Source organism: Streptomyces sp. NPDC001157, assembly GCF_053598255.1.
The window spans coordinates 46,738-66,319 of sequence record NZ_JBSFJW010000017.1; the positions used below are offsets into that span (position 1 = coordinate 46,738).

The 19,582-nt window shown below is 69.2% G+C and carries 20 protein-coding genes and 1 pseudogene; 12 read left to right on the forward strand and 9 right to left on the reverse strand.

The window, feature by feature from the left end; translation table 11 throughout:
* Positions 1 to 720: 720 nt before the first annotated feature.
* Positions 721 to 2,730 (forward strand): S9 family peptidase, encoded by a 2,010-nt coding sequence (locus ACWDAG_RS26880; RefSeq protein WP_450698126.1) that lies wholly within the window; start codon positions 721 to 723, stop codon positions 2,728 to 2,730.
* Positions 2,731 to 3,013: 283 nt separating this feature from the next.
* Here ACWDAG_RS26880 and ACWDAG_RS26885 read toward each other — a convergent pair.
* Positions 3,014 to 3,154: pseudogene (locus ACWDAG_RS26885) on the reverse strand (MerR family transcriptional regulator); the annotation flags it as partial.
* Between the two features lie 118 nt (positions 3,155 to 3,272).
* Here ACWDAG_RS26885 and ACWDAG_RS26890 point away from each other — a divergent pair.
* The gene (locus ACWDAG_RS26890; RefSeq protein ID WP_450698127.1) at positions 3,273 to 3,740 is read left to right on the forward strand and encodes an SUKH-3 domain-containing protein; all 468 of its coding nucleotides are present in this window, start codon (positions 3,273 to 3,275) and stop codon (positions 3,738 to 3,740) included.
* 452 nt (positions 3,741 to 4,192) lie between these two features.
* On the opposite strand, the gene ACWDAG_RS26895 is transcribed toward ACWDAG_RS26890, so the two are convergent.
* From ACWDAG_RS26895 to ACWDAG_RS26910, 4 genes are all read right to left on the reverse strand, one after another.
* Positions 4,193 to 4,816: a hypothetical protein gene (locus ACWDAG_RS26895; RefSeq protein ID WP_450698128.1), complete on the reverse strand. Its 624-nt coding sequence runs from the start codon at positions 4,814 to 4,816 to the stop codon at positions 4,193 to 4,195.
* 532 nt (positions 4,817 to 5,348) lie between these two features.
* Positions 5,349 to 5,954 (reverse strand): dihydrofolate reductase family protein, encoded by a 606-nt coding sequence (locus ACWDAG_RS26900; protein ID WP_450698129.1) that lies wholly within the window; start codon positions 5,952 to 5,954, stop codon positions 5,349 to 5,351.
* A gap of 139 nt (positions 5,955 to 6,093) precedes the next feature.
* Complete coding sequence (locus ACWDAG_RS26905; protein ID WP_450698130.1) at positions 6,094 to 6,429, reverse strand: thioredoxin family protein; 336 nt, start codon at positions 6,427 to 6,429, stop codon at positions 6,094 to 6,096.
* 297 nt (positions 6,430 to 6,726) lie between these two features.
* Complete coding sequence (locus ACWDAG_RS26910; protein WP_450698131.1) at positions 6,727 to 7,866, reverse strand: PucR family transcriptional regulator; 1,140 nt, start codon at positions 7,864 to 7,866, stop codon at positions 6,727 to 6,729.
* A gap of 88 nt (positions 7,867 to 7,954) precedes the next feature.
* On the opposite strand from ACWDAG_RS26910, the gene ACWDAG_RS26915 reads away from it, so the two are divergent.
* The 3 genes from ACWDAG_RS26915 to ACWDAG_RS26925 all read left to right on the forward strand — a co-directional run bounded on the left by ACWDAG_RS26915 (position 7,955) and on the right by ACWDAG_RS26925 (position 10,653).
* On the forward strand, positions 7,955 to 9,010 hold the full coding sequence (locus ACWDAG_RS26915; RefSeq protein ID WP_450698132.1) for a ferredoxin reductase: 1,056 nt from the start codon (positions 7,955 to 7,957) through the stop codon (positions 9,008 to 9,010).
* 7 nt (positions 9,011 to 9,017) lie between these two features.
* On the forward strand, positions 9,018 to 10,136 hold the full coding sequence (locus ACWDAG_RS26920; protein WP_450698133.1) for a fatty acid desaturase family protein: 1,119 nt from the start codon (positions 9,018 to 9,020) through the stop codon (positions 10,134 to 10,136).
* A gap of 163 nt (positions 10,137 to 10,299) precedes the next feature.
* Positions 10,300 to 10,653, forward strand: a complete 354-nt coding sequence (locus tag ACWDAG_RS26925; protein WP_450698134.1) for an Hsp20/alpha crystallin family protein — start codon at positions 10,300 to 10,302, stop codon at positions 10,651 to 10,653.
* Between the two features lie 241 nt (positions 10,654 to 10,894).
* Here ACWDAG_RS26925 and ACWDAG_RS26930 read toward each other — a convergent pair whose 3' ends face one another.
* Complete coding sequence (locus ACWDAG_RS26930; protein WP_450698135.1) at positions 10,895 to 11,074, reverse strand: hypothetical protein; 180 nt, start codon at positions 11,072 to 11,074, stop codon at positions 10,895 to 10,897.
* Positions 11,075 to 11,120: 46 nt separating this feature from the next.
* On the reverse strand, positions 11,121 to 11,543 hold the full coding sequence (locus tag ACWDAG_RS26935) for an Hsp20/alpha crystallin family protein (RefSeq protein ID WP_450698136.1): 423 nt from the start codon (positions 11,541 to 11,543) through the stop codon (positions 11,121 to 11,123).
* A gap of 234 nt (positions 11,544 to 11,777) precedes the next feature.
* Between ACWDAG_RS26935 and ACWDAG_RS26940 the strand changes: the two genes are divergently transcribed.
* Both ACWDAG_RS26940 and ACWDAG_RS26945 read left to right on the forward strand, forming a co-directional pair.
* A complete protein-coding gene (locus ACWDAG_RS26940; protein ID WP_450698137.1) occupies positions 11,778 to 12,365 on the forward strand; it encodes an HdeD family acid-resistance protein in 588 nt (195 codons plus the stop codon).
* A gap of 560 nt (positions 12,366 to 12,925) precedes the next feature.
* Entirely contained in the window at positions 12,926 to 13,348 is a 423-nt protein-coding gene (locus tag ACWDAG_RS26945) for an Hsp20/alpha crystallin family protein (RefSeq protein WP_450698138.1), read from the forward strand.
* A gap of 1,126 nt (positions 13,349 to 14,474) precedes the next feature.
* Here the strand turns inward: ACWDAG_RS26945 and ACWDAG_RS26950 are convergent.
* A complete protein-coding gene (locus tag ACWDAG_RS26950; RefSeq protein ID WP_450698139.1) occupies positions 14,475 to 14,627 on the reverse strand; it encodes a hypothetical protein in 153 nt (50 codons plus the stop codon).
* A gap of 427 nt (positions 14,628 to 15,054) precedes the next feature.
* On the opposite strand from ACWDAG_RS26950, the gene ACWDAG_RS26955 reads away from it, so the two are divergent.
* The 5 genes from ACWDAG_RS26955 (at position 15,055) to ACWDAG_RS26975 (ending at position 18,912) form a co-directional block, all read left to right on the forward strand.
* A complete protein-coding gene (locus ACWDAG_RS26955) occupies positions 15,055 to 15,417 on the forward strand; it encodes a J domain-containing protein (RefSeq protein ID WP_450698140.1) in 363 nt (120 codons plus the stop codon).
* Positions 15,418 to 15,454: 37 nt separating this feature from the next.
* Complete coding sequence (gene dnaK, locus ACWDAG_RS26960; protein ID WP_450698141.1) at positions 15,455 to 17,311, forward strand: molecular chaperone DnaK; 1,857 nt, start codon at positions 15,455 to 15,457, stop codon at positions 17,309 to 17,311.
* A 2-nt stretch (positions 17,312 to 17,313) separates the two neighbouring features.
* On the forward strand, positions 17,314 to 17,859 hold the full coding sequence (gene grpE / locus ACWDAG_RS26965) for a nucleotide exchange factor GrpE (RefSeq protein ID WP_450698142.1): 546 nt from the start codon (positions 17,314 to 17,316) through the stop codon (positions 17,857 to 17,859).
* 84 nt (positions 17,860 to 17,943) lie between these two features.
* Complete coding sequence (locus ACWDAG_RS26970) at positions 17,944 to 18,336, forward strand: DUF2267 domain-containing protein (protein WP_450698143.1); 393 nt, start codon at positions 17,944 to 17,946, stop codon at positions 18,334 to 18,336.
* A 180-nt stretch (positions 18,337 to 18,516) separates the two neighbouring features.
* Positions 18,517 to 18,912, forward strand: a complete 396-nt coding sequence (locus ACWDAG_RS26975; RefSeq protein ID WP_450698144.1) for a DUF2267 domain-containing protein — start codon at positions 18,517 to 18,519, stop codon at positions 18,910 to 18,912.
* Positions 18,913 to 18,998: 86 nt separating this feature from the next.
* On the opposite strand, the gene ACWDAG_RS26980 is transcribed toward ACWDAG_RS26975, so the two are convergent.
* Complete coding sequence (locus ACWDAG_RS26980; protein WP_450698145.1) at positions 18,999 to 19,310, reverse strand: hypothetical protein; 312 nt, start codon at positions 19,308 to 19,310, stop codon at positions 18,999 to 19,001.
* Positions 19,311 to 19,582: the final 272 nt, after the last annotated feature.

Genomic DNA, 19,582 nt, shown 5'->3' on the forward strand with positions numbered 1-19,582 from the left:
ACCACCGGATCCGCTCAGGCCCCATACCGGTACCTGCACCTCTTCGGTCCCGGCCGGTGTCACACCCCCCAGCGGGGTCGCCAGCAGGCAGCCGGTGTCCCAGAGGCGCTAAGGCTGATGCGGTGGAGTGGCCTCTGGACGCCGCCCCGGCGCGGCCTGTGACGCAGCCCCCGGCGGGACCGTCGTGGGCGTACGAGACCAAGGGCGATGGCCACCGGACCGTGCTGTGGCGGACCGACGACAGCGTCCGGCTGCAATCACGGACCGGCCGCGACGTCACCGCGCTCTGGATGGTCCTCGCCGTAACCGCCATGCGCCTGACGCCCGGCGTGATCCTGGCGTGGGCGTTGCCCGATCAGCCGTTCAGCCAACTCTCGCTCCGATGCAGGGCAGTTCACCGATGCTGCAGAACACGTCAGCCGGTCGTCGGGCCACGCTCACCGAGGGGCCAAAGCATACTGCCCAACTCGCCCTGCAAGACGGCCATTTATCGTGCTGCGGCATTCAGTAGGTGTCTTCCTGCCTCAACGCGGCGGGGCAGATCCGTCGTGGGGCCTCTGGGGCAGGAGTCGCGGTCCCGCGAAAGCGTCTCGGTAACAACGATAACGGACGGCGTCACCTCCATGCATGTGCGGCTATGCCGGAAGGGCTGCACACAGACGGGCGCTCTACGTCATATTCCCTGGCCGTCAGCGTCGCACACGGGCGACAATCGCCCGCATGACCGAGTCCTCCGGTGGCTTGTCCACCTTCCGTGACCTGTCCGCCCTCGTTGCCTGCCCCCGCGTCAACACCCTTGCCTTGTCCGTCGATGGCACTCGTCTCGTCGCCGCCGTGCAGTCGCTGTCCGGGGACGGGACGCGGTTCGTGTCCAGTCTGTGGGAGATCGATCCGACCGGGGAGCGCGACGCGCTGCGGCTGACCCGGTCCGACAAGGGTGAGTCGGGGCCAGTGTTCGGTCCGGACGGGACGCTGTACTTTCTGTCCGGTCGCGACGCTGCGGACGGCGACGAGGACGAGGGCGCCGCGCTGTGGGCGCTTCCGCCGCGCGGGGAGGCCGTCGTCGTGGCCCGGCACCCGGGCGGGATCGCCGCAGTCACCGTCGCCCGGGACTCCGGCGCGCTGTGCCACACCGCTGGGCTGCTGCCGGGTGCCGCCGATGCCGAGGCGCACGGGAAGCTGCGCGCGGCGCGAAAGGACGCGAAGGTCACCGCGATCCTGTACGAGGCCGGGCCGACCCGTGCCTGGGACCACGACCTCGGTCCGGCGGAGCCGCACACCTTCGTCCGTGCCAATGCCGACGCGGAGCCGGTCGTTGTCGGCGGGCAGGGGATCGGTCTGGAGGACCCGGGGGACGCGGCGTTGTCGCCGGACGGCACACGGGTCGCGTACCGCCGGTTCGTGCCCGGGCGGGTCCCGGACGAGCATCGCACCGCCATCGTGGTGGCCGACGCGGTGAGCGGTGAGGAGATCCACGTCGTCGGTGATCTGGACCACCTCTACGAGGCGCCGCGCTTCACCCACGACGGCTCGGCCGTCGTGTGCTGCCGGATGCGCTTCCCGACATACAACGACCCCTGGGAAGCGACTCTCGTCCGGATCGACCTGGCCGACGGCACGGTGCGGGACCTCCTGCCCGGGTTCGACAACTGGCCTGGTGGCGTGGCCTGTTCACCGGTGGACGACACGCTCTTCTTCACCTCCGACGAGCAGGGGCACGCCCCCGTCTTCCGGCGCGACCCAGACGGTGGCGTCACACGTCTCACCGCTTCGGGCGCGTACGGCTCACTGGCCGTGGCCCCCGACGGGCGGACGCTCTACGCCCTGCGCCACGCGGTCGACGCACCGCCGACCCCCGTCCGGATCGACGCCGACGTCATCGACCAGACTCCGGCCGGGCTGCCCGCCCCGGGTGGCGTCGGGGAACTGCCCGGCACGCTCACCGAGGTGCGCGCCGAGGCGGACGACGGCTTCGTGCTGCGCGCCTGGCTCGTGCTGCCCGAGGGCGCGTCCGCCGAGCGGCCCGCTCCGCTGCTCGTCGCCGTCCACGGCGGACCGCAGTCCAGCTGGAACGGCTGGACCTGGCGGTGGAACCCGTGGCCGTTCGCCGCGCGTGGCTATGCGGTACTGCTGCCGGATCCGGCCCTGTCGACCGGCTACGGGCAGATCAACCACCGGCGCGGCTGGGGGCAGTGGGGCAGGCGCCCCTACACGGATGTGATCGCGCTGACGGACGCGACCGAGGCCCGGGACGACATCGATGCCTCACGTACGGCGCTCGCCGGCGGCTCGTACGGCGGGTACATGGCGAACCGGGTCGCCACCAGCACGGACCGGTTCAAGGCGATCGTCAGCCATGCGGGTCTGTGGGACCTGCGGATGTTTCAGGGCGACACCGATGTGCCCTGGTACTTCCAACGGATCTTCGGCGACCCGCTGACCCGCCCCGAGCGGTACGAGGCCGACTCGCCGCACCTGGACGTCGCGAAGATCCGCACCCCGATGCTGGTCATCCACGGCGCGAAGGACTATCGCGTGCCTGTCGGGCAGGGCGCCACGCTCTTCCAGGAGCTGCAGCGGCACGAAGTCCCCGCGAAGTACCTCTACTTCCCGGACGAGAACCACTGGATCCTGAAGCCGAACCATACGCGCCTGTGGTACGAGACGTTCCTCCACTTCCTCGACCACCACGTCCTCGGCGCCGAATGGCAGCAGCCCGGCCTGCTGTGACCGGGCCGAGCCCGGCAGCCATCGGCTCACTGGGCATTTGGTCCTGTCTCGGTCGAGTCGGCGTCGTTTCCAGCGTCCTGCAACGCCGGGGCTGCCGTGCTTGACGGGGCAGCCGACGCGTCCGGGACGCATGGGAATCGTTTCGTTCCGACTGCTCCTCTCTGCTCCCAACACACGCCCGGGCGCCGCCTTTTGACCGTCGGCGGGACCGCGGTCGGCCTGACAACCAGCCGAACCAGCGAGCCGTCCGGGAGCCGTCATGACGCTGAACCTGCGACCCGGTTCAAGCCATGAGCAGGCGGAGGCCGAGATCTGCCGCGTCGAGGTCGACGAGGTCGCTGTTGCGCTCGGCCCACCTGCTGGAGGCGAAGCCGTCGCTGAGGCTTCGCACCGCCCTCTGCTCGGCCTCGGGTCCGGCCCTCGTCAACTTTGTCGCTGAGAACCGGCTCTGGTCCACTTCTTGTGGTGCGGTCACACGCTGTTCCGTCGAGTCGTCTGCTGGGATGATCACCTCATGCTTCAAGCTGGGGGTTGGGCCTGTCATGAGCGAGTGGTCGCCGGAGGTACTGGAGGTCCTGGAGGCTTCCGGATGGACGGCGGGCAGGCGGGTCGACACGACCGGCTGGCGGTCCAGGTTCGAAGCGGTCGGGATCGTCATGCACGACGCTGCGGAGAGGTTTCTCCGGGAGTTCGGAGGGCTGACCGTCAGCATCGGCGGCCCGGGAATCAACCGTGCCCGGGAACCATTCGAGCTGGAGCCGGAGCTGGCTTGGGGAGAGGATGACCGGTTCTCCGAGTGGAGCGACTCCCTGGGGAGGCGTCTCTTCCCGCTCGGCGAGCTCGATCACGGCCGATTCTTTCTCGGTATCGATGAGGACAGTGAGATCTACCTTGTCGAGACCTGGGTCGCCAGTTTCGGGCCGATGCCGCACGCCCTCGAAAATCTGATTCTCGGCGTGATGCCCCGCAGGATCGATGACGATCACAGGCAGTCGGATCGGGCTCGCTGACAGGTCATTTGGCGAACAGGACGCGCTTGCGGAGGAGCTCGAATCCTGCACGACCGAACATCTGTCGCTTGAGCTTCTTGATCCGGTTGACATGGGCCTCGACGACACCGCACGTGCTTGGCGCGGACGTCCAGCTCGGGGCAGTTCGCCAGCACGGCCTTGAGCTGAATCCGGTGGAGCCAGCGGGTCACAGCGCGGCCCGATGGCGGCCGGGGTCCGATCGGCTGGGGTTTGCCGCGCAGGGTCCTGCTCAAGGAGTTGCGGACGTTGCCGCAGCCATCCGGGTAGCCCTGCTCACTGATCTCCTCCCACAGCTTCCAGGCGTTGGTGCAGCCTTCCTGCCAACTCAGTTCGAGGTAGGGCTTGTAGGCGGTGAGCTTGGTCGCGAGGCTTGGTAAGCACACCAGACACATCAAGATCATTCCATGGGGGCCTGAGGGCTGGCCTGCCGTTCAGCTGCCGCTCAGAGGAGACTCCCACGTGGGATCATGTCGGGACCTTTTCTCTAGGTGGGCCAGCAGGTGCTCCGCCGTGATGGAGGCCGTGTCTTGCGGCGCGCCGACCGCAGTCAGGGTGGCGGTGAGCCTTGCCGGGGCTGCCTCTGACAGGTCCGGGTCGGTAAGGAGAGGAAGGAGCAGCAGCAGGCGGGCGACTGTGTCCTGGACGCCTTCGGCCACTGTCGAAGGATTGTCAGCGATGCGGACCAGGTCGTGCCACGTCAGGCCGATCCCCGAGAAATCTGCTTCCCAGCTGGCGATCTGCTGGGCGTAGCTCCTGTCTGCATGGGTGAGGAGGTAGTCGGTGCCGTAGTCGCCGACCAGGTTGCGGTAGATCACCACAGCTCCTGGACCGTCTTCGGCCGGCACCCGGAACGTCGGCCAGTGTTCGGGATCGAAGAGGACCTCGGACATGGCATCGGCATCGGCGCCGTCATCGCCGAACCACTCCGGAGCCGGCCGCTCGGCACATGCCCCGTCGCTGCACATCGCCAAAAGGTGGTTCGACCAGAAGCCCGGGCGGGCCAGCAGTGGCTCGCCCGCCACCAGCGGGCCGCCGTGGTATCCCTTAATCAGCACCCTCGGATCCTGTCACCACGCACTGACATGGTCCGATACGGGGCACCACCCTCGTACGGGACAAGTCTTATAGCCGTGCCCCGGACCTCGACTTGGACAACCGCGCCAGCCATGTCAACGGCCTCCCCCATCACGCCTTCCGCTGAGGAGACCAGCAGCTCATTCAGCTGCGGTCACGCCGCGTACGCGACCACGAGAAGTGGACCAGAGCCTTGCCGTGGATGCCGTTTCGAGGAGGACGCGGGAGCGAAGGCGCGGGTGAGAGGTCCCGGGCCGGAAGATGCACGTCGCACACCGCTCGGCCGGAACCCGCACCTAGCCAGTCGCCTCGTTGATGACAGGGGCGCGCATCCTGTCGTCGAGCGCGTCCTCGGCATCGATGGGCGGCATGTCGGCCATCGTGCCGACACCCTCACGCGGCGACGACCTGGACCGGGCGTCCTGACGTTGGCTCTTCGCCCCCTATGAGGTCTTGCTCCGCGCCCGTCGGCGCCTGGCCTGACGACCCTGCAGACCGGCGGACGCAGCAAGGTCATGCAGGGACGCCGAGTGGCGGGTGCTCGAGCACGCGGGGCTTGTACTCGACCAGCTGGATGCGGCCGTCGAAGGTGCGGTGGTCGATCATCTCGAGGGCAACGTCCGGATAGCCGTCGTAGATGCGTTCTTCGCCCGTGGCCCCGGTGATCACCGGGAACATCACGACCCGGAAGCGGTCGACGAGTCCGGCTCGTAGCAGGGACCGGCACAGGCTGAGGCTACCGATCGTGCTGAGGAGCCCCGAGCCACTCGACTTCATGGCGCGGACCGCCTCGACGGCGTCGTCGCGGACGAGCGTGGAGTTGGCCCACGTCAGTGGCTCGTCGAGGGAGGAGGAGAACACCACCTTGGGCGCTTGCGTGAGCTCGTCGACGGACGCCTCTTCCTCGGGCCTGAACTCGTCTTGGCCCTTCGGGACCTCGCCCGCGGCGAAGCCCGACATCAGGCGGTAGGTGTTCGCTCCCATCAGGTAGGTGGCCTGGGGCTGCTCGCCGAGCCATGCGAGGTACTCCGGGCCCTCGAGGCCCCAGAACCCGGGCCATCCCTCTCCCGAGGCGTAGCCGTCGAGGGAGGTGATGAAGTCGACGAGAAGCTCCGACATGGCGGTGTCCTTTCCTGGGTGTCACGAGCTTGGACCGGCGGGGAGCCACAAACTCATCGGCCGCGCTGTGGAGTAACGAGAAAACCCATGACGCCGCCGATCAGGCCGGCGGACGGCACCGCCTCGGAGGGCCGGTCGCTCAGAGGTGGCCGTCCAGGAACTCCCGTATCTCGGCGATGGTCATGGACCCCGTGCCGTGCGCCACCGCCTCTCCCTCCTTCAGCAGGACGTAGGACGGGGCTCCGGTGATCCCGTATCGCTCGGTTGCGGCCGGACAACGCGTGATGTCGGCGCGAACGGCCGTCAGGCGGCCCGAGTAGTCGTCGGCGATGCCACCCACGACGAGGTCCATCACCCGACAGGGCTCTATTGCCTTGGGCCATGTTCCGGTGAAGTAGGCGAAGACCGGGACTTCGCTCATCCCGAGGATGAAATTGAACTCCGCGTCCTCACGGGGTCGGTGAACCCGCTTCATGGAAGCTCCTGACCTCACGTTTCGTCATTCCATCCCCATCATCCCTCGCGTGGTGTGCAAGGTCGGCGGTCGGCCGTCCGATTTGGCCTGTCCGAAGGGAGGCACGGGGGCCGCCGCGGAACCACGGTGGTCCCCGGCGCGAGTAGTCCCGCCCCGCAGGGGGTGACCCGGCCTGACCGCCCCGCCGGTCCCCCAGCCGCAGCCCGCCGCGCGCCCGTGGGTCAGCTGATGGCAGCGAGAGTGAGGCATGCTTCCTCGACCGCTCGCGGACGCGGTCGAGGACGGTCGAAGTACGCGTCAGCCGGCCCGAAGCCCGACCGCCAGCGTCAGTTCAAGGACCCGGTGTGGCGATGCGAGATCCGGAAACAGCTCCCGCAGCTGCGACATCCGGTACCGGACTGTCTGGGGATGGACGAACAACTCCGCCGCCACCTCGTCCCGCCTGCCCTGGTGCAGCAGCCACGCCCGCAACGTCTCCTCCAGCCGCCGTGCGGTCGCGTCAGGCAAGGTCCGCAACGGTGCGAGGGCTCGGGCACGCAGGTCTGCGAACGCGTCCACGTCGGCGCTCAGCACCAGCTCGGGCAGGTGGTCCTCGGTGTCACGAATGTCAGAGGAGAGGGAGCGGGCGCGTACGGCTCGCGCGTACGAGGCTGACGCGCGAGTCCATGGCCGGGCCGGGCCGACCACGGCGGTGCGGTCGGCCAGCTGCCGCAGGAGATGTGATCGGTCGGCATCGGGGACGAGCAGCACACCGGTGGCGTCCGGCAGATCGTCGACGACGAGGGTGCTCGGGTCGAGCGCGCGGTACGCAGGCCGGGCCTGGGCGGCGGGCAGCAGGACCGCGGTCAGCGAAACCGGGGGCTGCCACCCGGCTCGTTGAACAGAGACCAGCAGCACGTCCGGGCTCGCGCCGGAAAGCAGGTCGCGGGCCAGGTGTTCCAGGTTGCGCTCTTGGGCCCTGCCCCGGGCGGCCAGTTCGTCGGCGTGGCCCGCGGCACTCGCGGCGGAGAGCTCGTCGATGTAGGCGAAGGTCAGCTCGGCGAACTTGGCAACCTCGGCGGCGGGCAGACCTGCGGGCACCGCACCCGCTGCCAGGCATCGCCACGCCACGCGGGCGCCGACCCGGTAGGCGCTGAGCAGAGCGTCCATCGAACGGCCGTCGCGCACCTCGCCGCGGCCCAGCTCGTAGGCCGCGTCACCGGCATCGCCGCCTGTGGCGTTCCCGCTCGCGAGGTCCAGGTAGTGCCCCAGGGCGGTGCGGACGGCTCGGCGGATGGTGGCGCCCATGTGGCCCGTCAGGGCGTTGGCATAAGGGGGTACCTCGTCGATGATCGCCTGGACGACCTCGTCGGCGGTGGCCTTCAGCGCGCCCCGAAGTGCGGTGACCGTCGTCTCATCCAGAGCCAGCTCGCTGACCCTCCGCATTGCATGGCTCACGTCTTTTATTCCCTGCGAACAATTCAGCCGACCAGATTCACGTCCTGCGGTCAGGACTTTACGCCCTGGGACACAGCAAGCTGAAGCCATGATGAGTACAGCCCTCCGCAGCAGGGCGTGGAAACTGCTGGAGATGGTCACGACGCCGCTGCTGCCGTCGGACTACCTCGACCTGGTCAGCCCGCTCCGTGCGGGCGCCGACCTGCGGGGGCGCATCGAGGCCGTGCACCCCGAGACGGGTGACGCCGCGACCATCGTGATCAGGCCGGGACGGGGCTGGCGCGGCCACACGGCCGGACAGTACGTGCGGATCGGGATCGACGTCGACGGGGTGCGCCTGTGGCGTGCCTACTCCCTCACCTCTCCGACCGACCGCCCAGACGGACGCGTCACGATCACCGTGAAGGCGATCCCGGACGGCAAGGTCAGCAACCACCTGGTCCGCAGGGCGAAACCGGGCACGTTGATCCAACTCGACCAGGCGACCGGTGACTTCGTGCTGCCGCAGGCCAAGCCCGCCAAGGTGCTCTACCTGACGGCCGGCAGCGGCATCACGCCTGTGATGGGCATGCTGCGCGACACCGAGTTCGACGACGTCGTCATGGTCCACTCCGCGCCACGGCCGCAAGACGTGATCTTCCGCAACGAACTGCACGACCTGGTCGCGGACAAGAAGCTGCGGCTCACCGAGGTGCACACCGACACGGACGGCATGCTCGACATCGCCCGTCTCGACGAAATCGTGCCCGACTGGACCGAGCGCGAGACCTGGGCCTGCGGGCCTGCGGGCCTGCTCGACGCCGCCGAGAAGCACTGGAGCGAGCACGGCGTCCCGGAGCGCCTGCACACCGAACGCTTCCGCCCCAGCGTCGTCGCCACCGGCGACGGCGGCGAGGTCACCTTCAGCACCACCGGCAAAACCGTCGAGGCCGACGGCGCCACACCGTTGCTGGACATCGGCGAGGAAGCCGGCGTGCTCATGCCCTCCGGGTGCCGCATGGGCATCTGCTTCGGCTGCGTCACGCCGCTCAAGGCCGGCGCCGTCCGCGACCTGCGCACCGGCGAGATCACCGAGGCCGAGCCGGGCGTCCTCATCCAGACCTGCGTGTCCGCCGCGGCGGGCCCCTGCGACATCGAACGGTAGGAGCACCTTGACCGCCATCGACCCCACCGCCCACCTGACCGCAGAGCAGATCGAGGAGCTCGGCCGCGAGCTGGACGCGATCCGCGACGAGGTGATCGCAAGCCGCGGCGAGAACGACGCCGCCTACATCCGTAAGGTCATCTCGGCGCAGCGCAAGCTCGAGCTGGTCAGCAGGGGCGTGCTGCTGTTCTCGATCTTCCCGCCCGCCTGGCTGCTCGGCACCGCCGGACTGTCCGTGGCGAAGATCATGGACAACATGGAGATCGGCCACAACATCCTGCACGGCCAGTGGGACTGGATGCGAGACCCGAAGATCCACTCCACCACCTGGGAGTGGGACCACGTCTCGCCGGCCGACCAGTGGAAGCACTCGCACAACGAGCTCCACCACACGTACACCAACGTGATCGGCAAGGACAACGACCTCGGCTACGGCATCATGCGCGTCGACGAGGACCAGAAGTGGCACCCGTTCCACCTCGGCCAGCCGCTGTGGAACTTCATCAACGCGTGCTTCTTCGAGTACGGCATCGCAGCGTACGACCTGGAGCTCGGCAAGAACCTGCACAAACGCCGCCGCAAGAACCCGGAGTTCCGCGCGCGGGCCAAGGCCGTGGGCCGCAAGATCCGCAAGCAGGTGCTCAAGGACTACGTGATCCACCCGCTGCTGTCGGGCCCGTCGTTCCTCCCCACGCTCGCCGCCACGTTCACCGCGAACCTGGTCCGCAACGTCTGGTCCCACTCGGTGATCATGTGCGGGCACTTCCCCGAGGGCGTGCAGGTCTTCGAGCGCCGGTCGATCAACGGCGAGACGCGCGGCCAGTGGTACCTGCGCCAGATGATGGGCTCGGCGAACATCAGCGGCAGCAAGGCCATGCACTTCATGACCGGCAACCTCTCGCACCAGATCGAGCACCACCTGTTCCCGGACCTGCCGAGCAACCGGTACGCCGAGGTCGCGGTGAAGGTGCGCGCGCTGTTCGAAAAGTATGAGCTGGAGTACGTCTCCGGGCCGCTGCCCAAGCAGGTGTTCTCGGCATGGCGCAAGGTCTTCCGGCTCTCGCTGCCGAACAAGAAGCCCACGGTCACAACGCCGGAGCGCGAGAAGGAGCTCGTCGCAGCCTGATCCCCGGTATCGGTTCAGATCTCTCGGCCGTGCCTCCGGTACGGCCGAGATCGGTGAGATCCGCTGCGGACGATGGGCGGCCGCGACATCAGACCGTACGACACGGGCCCCGCCTGCCGTGATCGGGCCGGTAGTCGGGTGCGTACACACACTCGGCTTGCCGATGGGCGGGCTGGGTGGAAGACACGGGCTGCGAGGTGGACACTGCCGGAACCGATGCTCGCCGCCTCTGTATGCGACTCTGCGCGGCTGCCGGAGTCGGACAGGTGAGAAGGACGACATCGCCATCGAGCTGAACGCCGGCGAGTTGTCCGTGCACGGCGAGATCACGGAAAAGGAACGCACCGGCGTGCTGCGCCACCGTACGCGGCGCACCGGCCAGTTCGACTACCGGGTGCCCCTCCCGCAGGACACCGACGAAGAGCCCGTCAGCGCCGAACTCGCCGACGGGGTGCTCACCGCCAAGGTCCCCAAGTCGGAGAAGGCCAAGCCCCGACGCATCGAGATCGCGGGCTGACCGCCATACCCCAGCCCGCCCCCGCGGGGCGGGTTCGGTCGTTTGTCACATACCCGGCCCCGGCGACCAAGCCCTGCCAGGCCCGCGCGCGGGGCACGCCGGATACCGACTCGGCATGCACAGCACCCTGCCTGGAACCCGCGGCCACCGCCACGAACGCGCAGCTCAGCGACGGGTGAAGGGACACCCGGCAACCTCGCCCGCGCTGAGGATGCATCTCTCGGCCGCGCGCTCACCCAACTCACGCCGTGGTGGCGTGTTCGTCGGTGCTCAGGGCGCTCCGCAGTCGCTGGTAGCGGTCGAGGTCTTCCCAGGTGTCGTGGCCGGGCAGGCCGGGGTGGCGGTGTCCGGTGCCCCAGGCCCAGACGCTGGCGGCGAGACCGACCAAGAGCGGGATGAGCAGCCACAGCAGGGCGCCCATGGTGTGAACCTCCTTCGACGCATGGGGACGGAAGGGTTGGTGGAGCTCAGGCGCTCAGCTGCTTGGGTGCGCCACCGGAGATGGCGATCTTGCGGGGCTTGGCGTGTGCGGCCAGCGGGATGCGCAGCGTGAGGACCCCGTTGTCGTAGACGGCCTCGGCGGCCGCGGTGTCCAGGGCATCGGACAGGGTCAGGCGGCGGGCGAAGCGGCCGGCGGGTCGTTCGGTGAGCACGGGACGGGCGTCGGCCGGGATCGGGGAGGGCCGCTCGGCGATCACGGTCAGCGTCTGATGCTCTGTGGTCAGCTCGATGGTGGAGCGGTCCATGCCGGGCAGATCGAACTGCAGGTAGAGCGCTTCGTCGTCGCGCCAGGCATCCGCCGGAATGACGGTGCCGGACGAGGCAGAGCCGTTCGCGAGCTGCTGCGTGAGCCGGTCGAGATCGCCCAGAACACCCGTACGCGCAAGCATGTCCAACCTCTCTCTTCCTCAAGGCGGGCCGCAGGCACTGCGGCCTGATGATCGAGTACCGCCTATTCGTATAACCCGACAGGAGATTCTCTGACAAGTACCCACTGCATGAAGTTGACAATAGGCGACTCAATCTCCTATACGTGCCAACGTGTTCGGTTGCGTCGATGTCGTCGGCCGCCACCGGGGCGGTCCGACTGTCGGCGCACGGGATGGCCGGAAGGGAGGTCGCTGGTGACGGAAAGGATGAAGACGGTCTGGCTGCTGGCCGCCCGCGGCGCGGCAGCGGTGGTGTTCGGCGTGCTGACGCTGCTCTGGCCGCAGCTGACGGTGCTGGCTCTGGCCTGGGCGTTCGGCGTGTACGCCCTGGCGGACGGTGTGATGCTGCTGGGCACGGCATGGCGGCACCGGCATGAGCGCCGGCCCGCCGCGACTTGTGCGGCGGCGGGCACCCTGGGAGTGGTGGCCGGACTGATCACGGCCGTATGGCCGGGTCTGACGGCCCTGGCGCTGTTGGTCGTGGCGGGCGCCTGGGCCATCGTGACGGGCTGCCTGGAGCTGTGGGTCGCCACGCGGATGCGGCATGAGCTGCGGCACGCATGGTGGTGGCGGGCCTCGGCCGGCGTGTCGGTGGCGGCGGGGGCGTTGCTGTGGCTGCGCCCGGAGGCCGGGGCGGTGGCCATCGCGCTGGTGCTGGGCATGTACGCACTGATCGCGGGCGGTCTGTGGCTGGCTGCCGCCTGGCGGGAGTACCGCACCCGTCCCGGGCGCGGTGCGCGGTCGTGGGCCGGGCCGGCCTCCGGTGCCCGCGTGGCCCACTGACCGGCTTCCCAGGAGTAGCTCAGGCGCGGCGCACCGCAGGCGCGCGGGGCGCCACGCCTGCGGTGCGCCCTGGACACCCGAAAGGCAGGTGAGCATCGTGACGCGGCTGCGCATCGACGGCGGCGACCTGGTGGTGGGTCTGCCGTGGAGGTGGGCGCTGGCGGCGCGGCGCCGCAGCGTGCGCCTGCCACTTGCGTTCGTGGACGAGGTCCGCGTGGAGCCGCACTGGTGGCGCGCGGTGCGCCCGCATCCCGGGCCCCGCTACCGCTTCCGTCCCGGGCGCTGGTGTGTGGGCGAACTGGAGCACCCCCGAGGCCGGGACTTCGCCGCCCTGCGCGCCCAGAGCCCGGTGCTGGTGGTGACGACCTTCTCTCACGACGCCCCGTATAGCCGCCTGCCTTGTCCACTGCCGACCCGGAGGGTGACGCGGCCTGGCTGCGGCAGGTCATTGCCCAGAACAGTCCCAAAAGTTGAGCCGATAGTTGTCAACTTTCCGGCGTGGTGATATATCAGAAGTAGAGCGGATTGGACGCAGGAACGACGTGAAGGAGGGATGACAGATGCTGATGCGTACGGATCCCTTCCGCGAGCTTGACCGGCTAGTCGAGCGGGTCTGGGGCACGGCCGCGCACCCGGCGGGCATGCCGCTGGACGCCTGGCGTGAGGGTGACACGTTCGTCGTGGAGCTGGACCTGCCGGGCGTGGACGCGGAGTCGATCGATCTCGATGTCGAGCGCAATGTCCTGACGGTGAGGGCCGAACGCAAGCCGGCGTACGGCGAGAACACCGATACGGTGGTCACCGAGCGGCCCGCAGGGACGTTCAGCCGACAGCTGTTCCTCGGCGAGACCCTCGACACCGACAAGATCGAAGCCACCTACGAGGCCGGTGTGCTGAGCCTGCGGATCCCGGTCGCCGAGCAGGCCAAGCCCCGCAAGATCGCCATCAGCGGCGGCAGCGACCGCAAGGAACTGGACAGCTGACGCCACAGCAGCTCCTCTCGTCAAGGGCCTCGGGCTCCAGCCCGGGGCCCTGACGCCGTCTCCGACTCCATCGTGCATCTGCGACCGCGGGACGCCCACAAGTGACAGACAGACCCCATGGTGGTGCCGCAGCCCGGCCGCGTACCGCAAAGCCCAACACCGAGGGCGGGCGACGGCCGAACGGCACTGGCTGTGACCAGTGCAAGGAGTCATCCTCCCGTTCTCGGCGCTGCCATCGCAGCAGCAGGGGAGGCCACGCACAACGAGTCCCTGGGCCCACTGCCAGGATGGCCGAACTGGGCCGCGAGGAATCCCTGGCGCTGCAGGCCAGTGTCCCCGTGGGCCGCACCGGCTTCACCTACTACGAAGCCGACCACCTCGACCAGCAGACCCGAACCGGCTGAAGCCTCGTGGTCACCGGCCGGGCCACCCGGATCATCGACCCGATCGAGGTGGCCTGTTACCTGAACCTTCCCGTCCCCTGGGTCGGCATGGGCATGGATCTCGTCGTCCGAATCTCCGCCGAGATCGTCACCGGCTATCGACTCGAACGTGACCACGGTGTGCCACAGGTACTCGGTCGCACCCACGGGGACGGCCCGTGCCGGTCCCGGAAGTCGTGCCCCTGCCCAGCAGTTCGCGCCGCTGTCCGGGGCCGCGGCGGACCGGCCCCGGCTCGCCGCTCCCAATTGGGTGGACGGCCCGCTCCCTGTCTGACATGGGCGCGACGTGCTCCCTGGACGCCTGGCGGGCATCGCCATCGGGGGGGGGCACCCGGGCGGCCTACCCCACGACACGCCGGCGTGGGGACAGTGCGCGTGATGCGGGACCACGTACACCACGCCAGCGGTCGGCAGCCCAAGCCTGAGTCCTCGACCGGGTGACGCGGACAGCCCTCGCTTCCGGGCGACGACGCACCGCTACTTCTTCCGCCTCTGTACCCTGGCGGAACCCTGCGTGCCCCCGGACGCTCCCAGCGCCGCGCCGGTTCATCCGACCGTCGACCAGCGGCAACTGGCCGGGCCATCCTCGTGGCGTTGTAGCGGCGTTGAACAGCCGGTGACCGACCGAAGGCTCGGGCCGGGAGAGCCCTTGCCGGCCACTTGCGTACGGCGCTGGGAGCGCATCAGGACGGGGCCGGGCCCTCGGAATTCCTGCCATCCGCGTCGAACACCTTGGTGAAGGTGGCCCCGCACCGGCAGCGGGAGTGCTCGATCAGGTCCCCCTCGGCCGACACGCTCAGCCCCTGGCTGAGCCGCACGTGCACATGATCACCCATGAGGAGCTGCCCTCCTTGACCTCGTCTGGTCCGGTCATCGTGGAGGCCGACGGCGTGGACCGGCAATGCCGCAGCTCACACGTGAGCGCCGATCGTGCCGCCCTTCGGGGGCCGCCGCAGAGCCCAGGAGGTCGCCGTACGAGGTCCCTGCCAACAACAGTGCGCGCCCGCCGTCACGGGACAGGCGCGCACTGCCCGGATCACCTGGACGGCTTCGTGGACGGCGCCCGCGAACCACGGGCCCTGATCTCTGCTTCCACTCCTTCGCCCACTGCACCGCTCAGCGTTCCGCAGTCCCGGAGTACAGCGGACACCGCCTCCGCTGCACCTCGCCAGACTTGACAAGGTAAGACTCAAGTTTTATCCCATAAAGGTAGGCAAGACAGCAGGGAAAAGCAGCTCAGCATGGACAAGGAGGTGGCCGGAGGTGCAGGCGCCGGAGCCAGAATCGGACCTGTACGCGGTACTGGGGGTGCAGCCCTCGGCGACGACCGCGGCGATCACCTCGGCCTTCCGCGCCCGGGTACGGGAACTGCGCCCCGACACCCGAGTGGACGCGGACACCACCGCACGGTTCGGCCAGGTGCGGGCGGCGTACGAGACACTGCGCGATCCCCTCCTGCGGGCGGCCTACGACCAGCGCCTGGAGCGCATGCTGCCGTCGCCCGATCGAGGTGCTGCCCCCACCCTGCCCGCGCGGCCCGTACGGCGGTATGCGGTGGTGCTCGGGGACGTGCGTCCCGAGCCGCCGCTACGTGCGGGGCCGGTCCGGTGGATTCCCGGCCGGTGAGACGGAGAACGAGGTGACGACGAGGAGGAGAGCTCAGATGGCACGGGCGGTTGGTATCGACCTGGGTACGACGAACTCGGTGGTCTCGGTCCTGGAGGGCGGGGAGCCCACTGTGATCACCAACACCGAAGGCGCGCGGACGACCCCGTCGGTGGTGGCCTTCGCCAAGAGCGGTGAGGTGCTGGTCGGTGAGGTGGCCAAGCGGCAGGCCGTGACGAACGTGGAGCGCACCGCGCGCTCGGTCAAGCGGCACATGGGCGACCACGCCTGGCGGTTCCCCGAGCACGGGGACATCGACGGCAAGCGGTACACGGCGCAGGAGATCTCCGCGCGGGTGCTGCAGAAGCTGAAGCGGGACGCGGAGTCCTACCTGGGTGAGGACGTCACGGACGCGGTGATCACGGTGCCGGCGTACTTCGACGACACCCAGCGGCAGGCGACCAAGGAGGCCGGGGAGATCGCGGGCCTGAACGTGCTGCGGATCATCAACGAGCCGACGGCGGCCGCGCTGGCCTACGGCCTGGACAAGGAGAACGACCAGACGGTCCTCGTCTTCGACCTGGGCGGCGGCACTTTCGACGTGTCGCTGCTGGAGATGGGTGAGGGCGTCATCGAGGTCAAGGCCACCAACGGCGACACTCACCTGGGCGGTGACGACTGGGACCAGCGGATCGTCGACCACTTGGTGAAGGAGTTCAAGAACCACTACGGCGTGGACCTGTCCAAGGACAAGATGGCCGTGCAGCGGCTGCGGGAGGCGGCGGAGAAGGCGAAGGTCGAGCTGTCGTCGTCCACCGAGACGACGATCAACCTGCCCTACATCACGGCTTCTTCGGAGGGCCCGCTGCACCTGGACGAGAAGCTGACCCGCGCCCAGTTCCAGCAGCTGACCGCCGATCTGCTGGAACGCTGCAAGTCGCCGTTCCACAACGCGATCAAGGACGCCGGGATCAAGGTGTCCGACATCGACCACGTGGTCCTGGTGGGCGGCTCGACCCGGATGCCGGCCGTCACCGAGCTGGTGAAGGAACTGACCGGCAAGGACCCGCACAAGGGCGTCAACCCCGACGAGGTCGTCGCCGTCGGCGCCTCCCTGCAGGCCGGTGTCCTCAAGGGTGAGGTCAAGGACGTGCTGCTGCTCGACGTCACCCCGCTGTCCCTGGGCATCGAGACCAAGGGCGGCATCATGACCAAGCTCATCGAGCGCAACACCACCATCCCGACGAAGCGTTCGGAGATCTTCACCACCGCCGAGGACAACCAGCCCTCGGTGACCGTGCAGGTCTACCAGGGCGAACGGGAGATCGCCGCCTACAACAAGAAGCTCGGCATGTTCGAGCTGACCGGCCTGCCCCCGGCGCCGCGGGGGGTGCCGCAGATCGAGGTCACCTTCGACATCGACGCCAACGGCATCATGCACGTCTCCGCCAAGGACCTGGGCACCGGCAAGGAGCAGAAGATGACCGTCACCGGCGGCTCCGCGCTGCCCAAGGACGACATCGACCGCATGGTCCGGGAAGCGGAGCAGCACGCCGAGGAGGACCGCAAGCGGCGTGAGGCGGCCGAGACCCGCAACCAGGGTGAACAGCTCGTCTACTCCACCGAGAAGCTCCTCAAGGACAACCCCGAGCAGATCCCGGCGGACGCGAAGAGCGAGACCGAGTCGGCGCTGGCCGACCTGAAGGAGAAGTTGCAGGGCGAGGACACCGCCGCGATCCGGCAGGCCGTTGACCGCACCGCCCAGGCCGCGCAGAAGATCGGCACCGCCCTGTATCAGCAGTCCCAGGCCGAGCAGCCGACCGGAGCCTCCGCGGAGGGCACGAGCGGTGATCCGGCCGAGGATGACGTGGTGGACGCCGAGATCGTTGATGACGACAAGCCGGAGGCTGGCTGACGATGACCAGGAGCGGTCCGCAGAGCACCGAGCTGGAGCAGCTGCGGCGCCTGGTTCAGGAGCGGACCGCCGACCTGCAGCGGGTCAAGGCCGAGTACGACAACTACCGCAAGCGGGTGCGGCGGGACCGCCTGGCCGTGCGCGAGATCGCCGCAGCCAACGTGCTCAGGGCGTTGCTGCCGGTGCTGGACGCCGTCGACCGGGCGTGTGCCAACGAACCGCTCACGCCCGGTCTGAAGGACATCGCCGACAGCCTCAAGGAGCAGCTCGGCTCGCTGGGCGTCACCTCGTTCGGTGAGGTGGGTGATCCGTTCGACCCCACCTGCCACGACGCCGTCACCCACCACGTCCGCGCCACCGCGGACAGCCTGGTGTGTTCTGCGGTCCTGCGCCCCGGCTACCGGCTGGGCGAGAACCTGCTGCGCCCGGCGACTGTGGAGGTCACCGGGCCGGCCCCGCCCGCGACGAGCGCACCGGCGCCGGAGTGCGGCGGACGGGGGCCATCCGCCCGCCCGGACAAGCCGCCGTTGCCTGTCATGCGGAACTGACAGGCTTGCCCCCCATCTGGGTACCGGGGAAGAGGGCATCGCCCTCGATGCCCTGAGATCACTGGCAAGCGGAGGTGACGAACCATGCAGCACCACGAGTTCCTCGCTCGCGTACGCGAGCTCGGCGAATACGCCAGCCAGGACGAAGCCGCGAAGGTCACCAACGCGGTGCTGAGCGTGCTCGCCCAGCGCATCAGCCCGGGTGAGGTCGACGACCTTGCCTCCCAGCTGCCCGCTCCGCTCGGACAGGGACTGGCCCAGGCCAAGCAGGCGCAGGCCGAGAGTTTCGGGATCGAGGAGTTCTACCGCCGAGTCGCCGAACGCACCGGCGCCCGGCCGCGCACCGCACAGTGGGACGCCAGCGCCGTCCTGACCACCGTTGCCCACGCTGTCTCCGGCGGAGAGCTGAACCAGATCATCAGCCAGCTCCCCTCCGGCTGCGCCGTCCTCTTCGGCAAAGCCGATCTGGCCAGCTGACACCGCACCCCCAGGGGCACCCCGAGTACGTCCACGCCGCCGACGTCGGCAAAGGAGATCCCCGGCCGACCGACGGCGGCCAGGGCCAGCCGAGGGACGAGGGCGGGCACCTGATCTCCCCCCTCACCCGCCCTTCGCCCCTGACCTTCCAAGTAGAGAGCCGAAGAAGGGTGGTGGCACATGACCCTGCGACGCGAAGCCTTCCTCGCCCAGGTGAAGGAACGCGGCGAGTACGAAACGGAACACGAAGCCGAGCGGGCGGCACGCGTGGTCCTTGCCCTGCTGGGTGCCCACCTGGTGGGCGAGGTGCGCGCCCAGCTGGCGGCGCGCCTGCCAGACGAGTTTGCCCTGATCCTGCTCAACCCCCTGCAAAGCGCCGAGCCGCTGACGCCTGAGAGGTTCGTGCGGGCGACGGCAGCCTGGATCGAGGGAGCCACCGAACAGACCGCGGCCTGGGACGTCAGCGCCGTCCTCAGCACCGTCGCCGACGCCGCCGGCCACGACCTGCTGGACCAGGTCCTGCTCCAGCTCCCGACAGGTTACGACCTGCTCTTCGGCCGTCCCCAACCGACCTGACCAAGCCCCGCATCCCCGCCAGCGTCCCGTCGCGGGGCCAGGCCGGCGTACTTCGGCCGGCATCGGCTCGACCGGGGGTTGCAGTGTCACACTGCACCATCTACGCAGGTCCGTCCCGGCCCGCACGCGCCTCCCGGGCTGTTCGGAGTCAGGGGTGGTGCGGGCAGGGTGCGGGTGGGCACGGCGACGACCAGGCTGCCGCCGCGCAGGGCGCTGTTTTCGAGGGCCAGCTGGCGGATGGCCTCCTCATACAGGGCGGGGGTGCGGCGCAGGCGCAGGTCGCTGTTCTCCCGACGCAGGCGGGACAGGTTGTCGTCCGCGCGCGTGTCGGCGGCGGAAGACGCGGTGGCGGCCCGGTGCGGTGCGGGCTTGGGGATGCGGCGCTCGATCACGGTCACGGTGGGGCGCCGTCCACCTCGGCGGCCTCGGCCAGGACGGTGTCGATGGCGGACTTGACGGCAGACGGTGGCGGACGAGGACCGGCACCCCCCGGCGCGATGTGCCGAAACGCTACGGCCCCTGGGACCGGGTCTACGGACAGCCGTTGCCGACCCACCACTCCCCCGTGCCACGACGACAGGGCGAGGCTGCCGACTCCGTCCACCAGGCCGTGGCCGTCCGCCGGCCGGACGCAGTCACACCATCGGCCTCTCCGAATGCCACCTCTCAC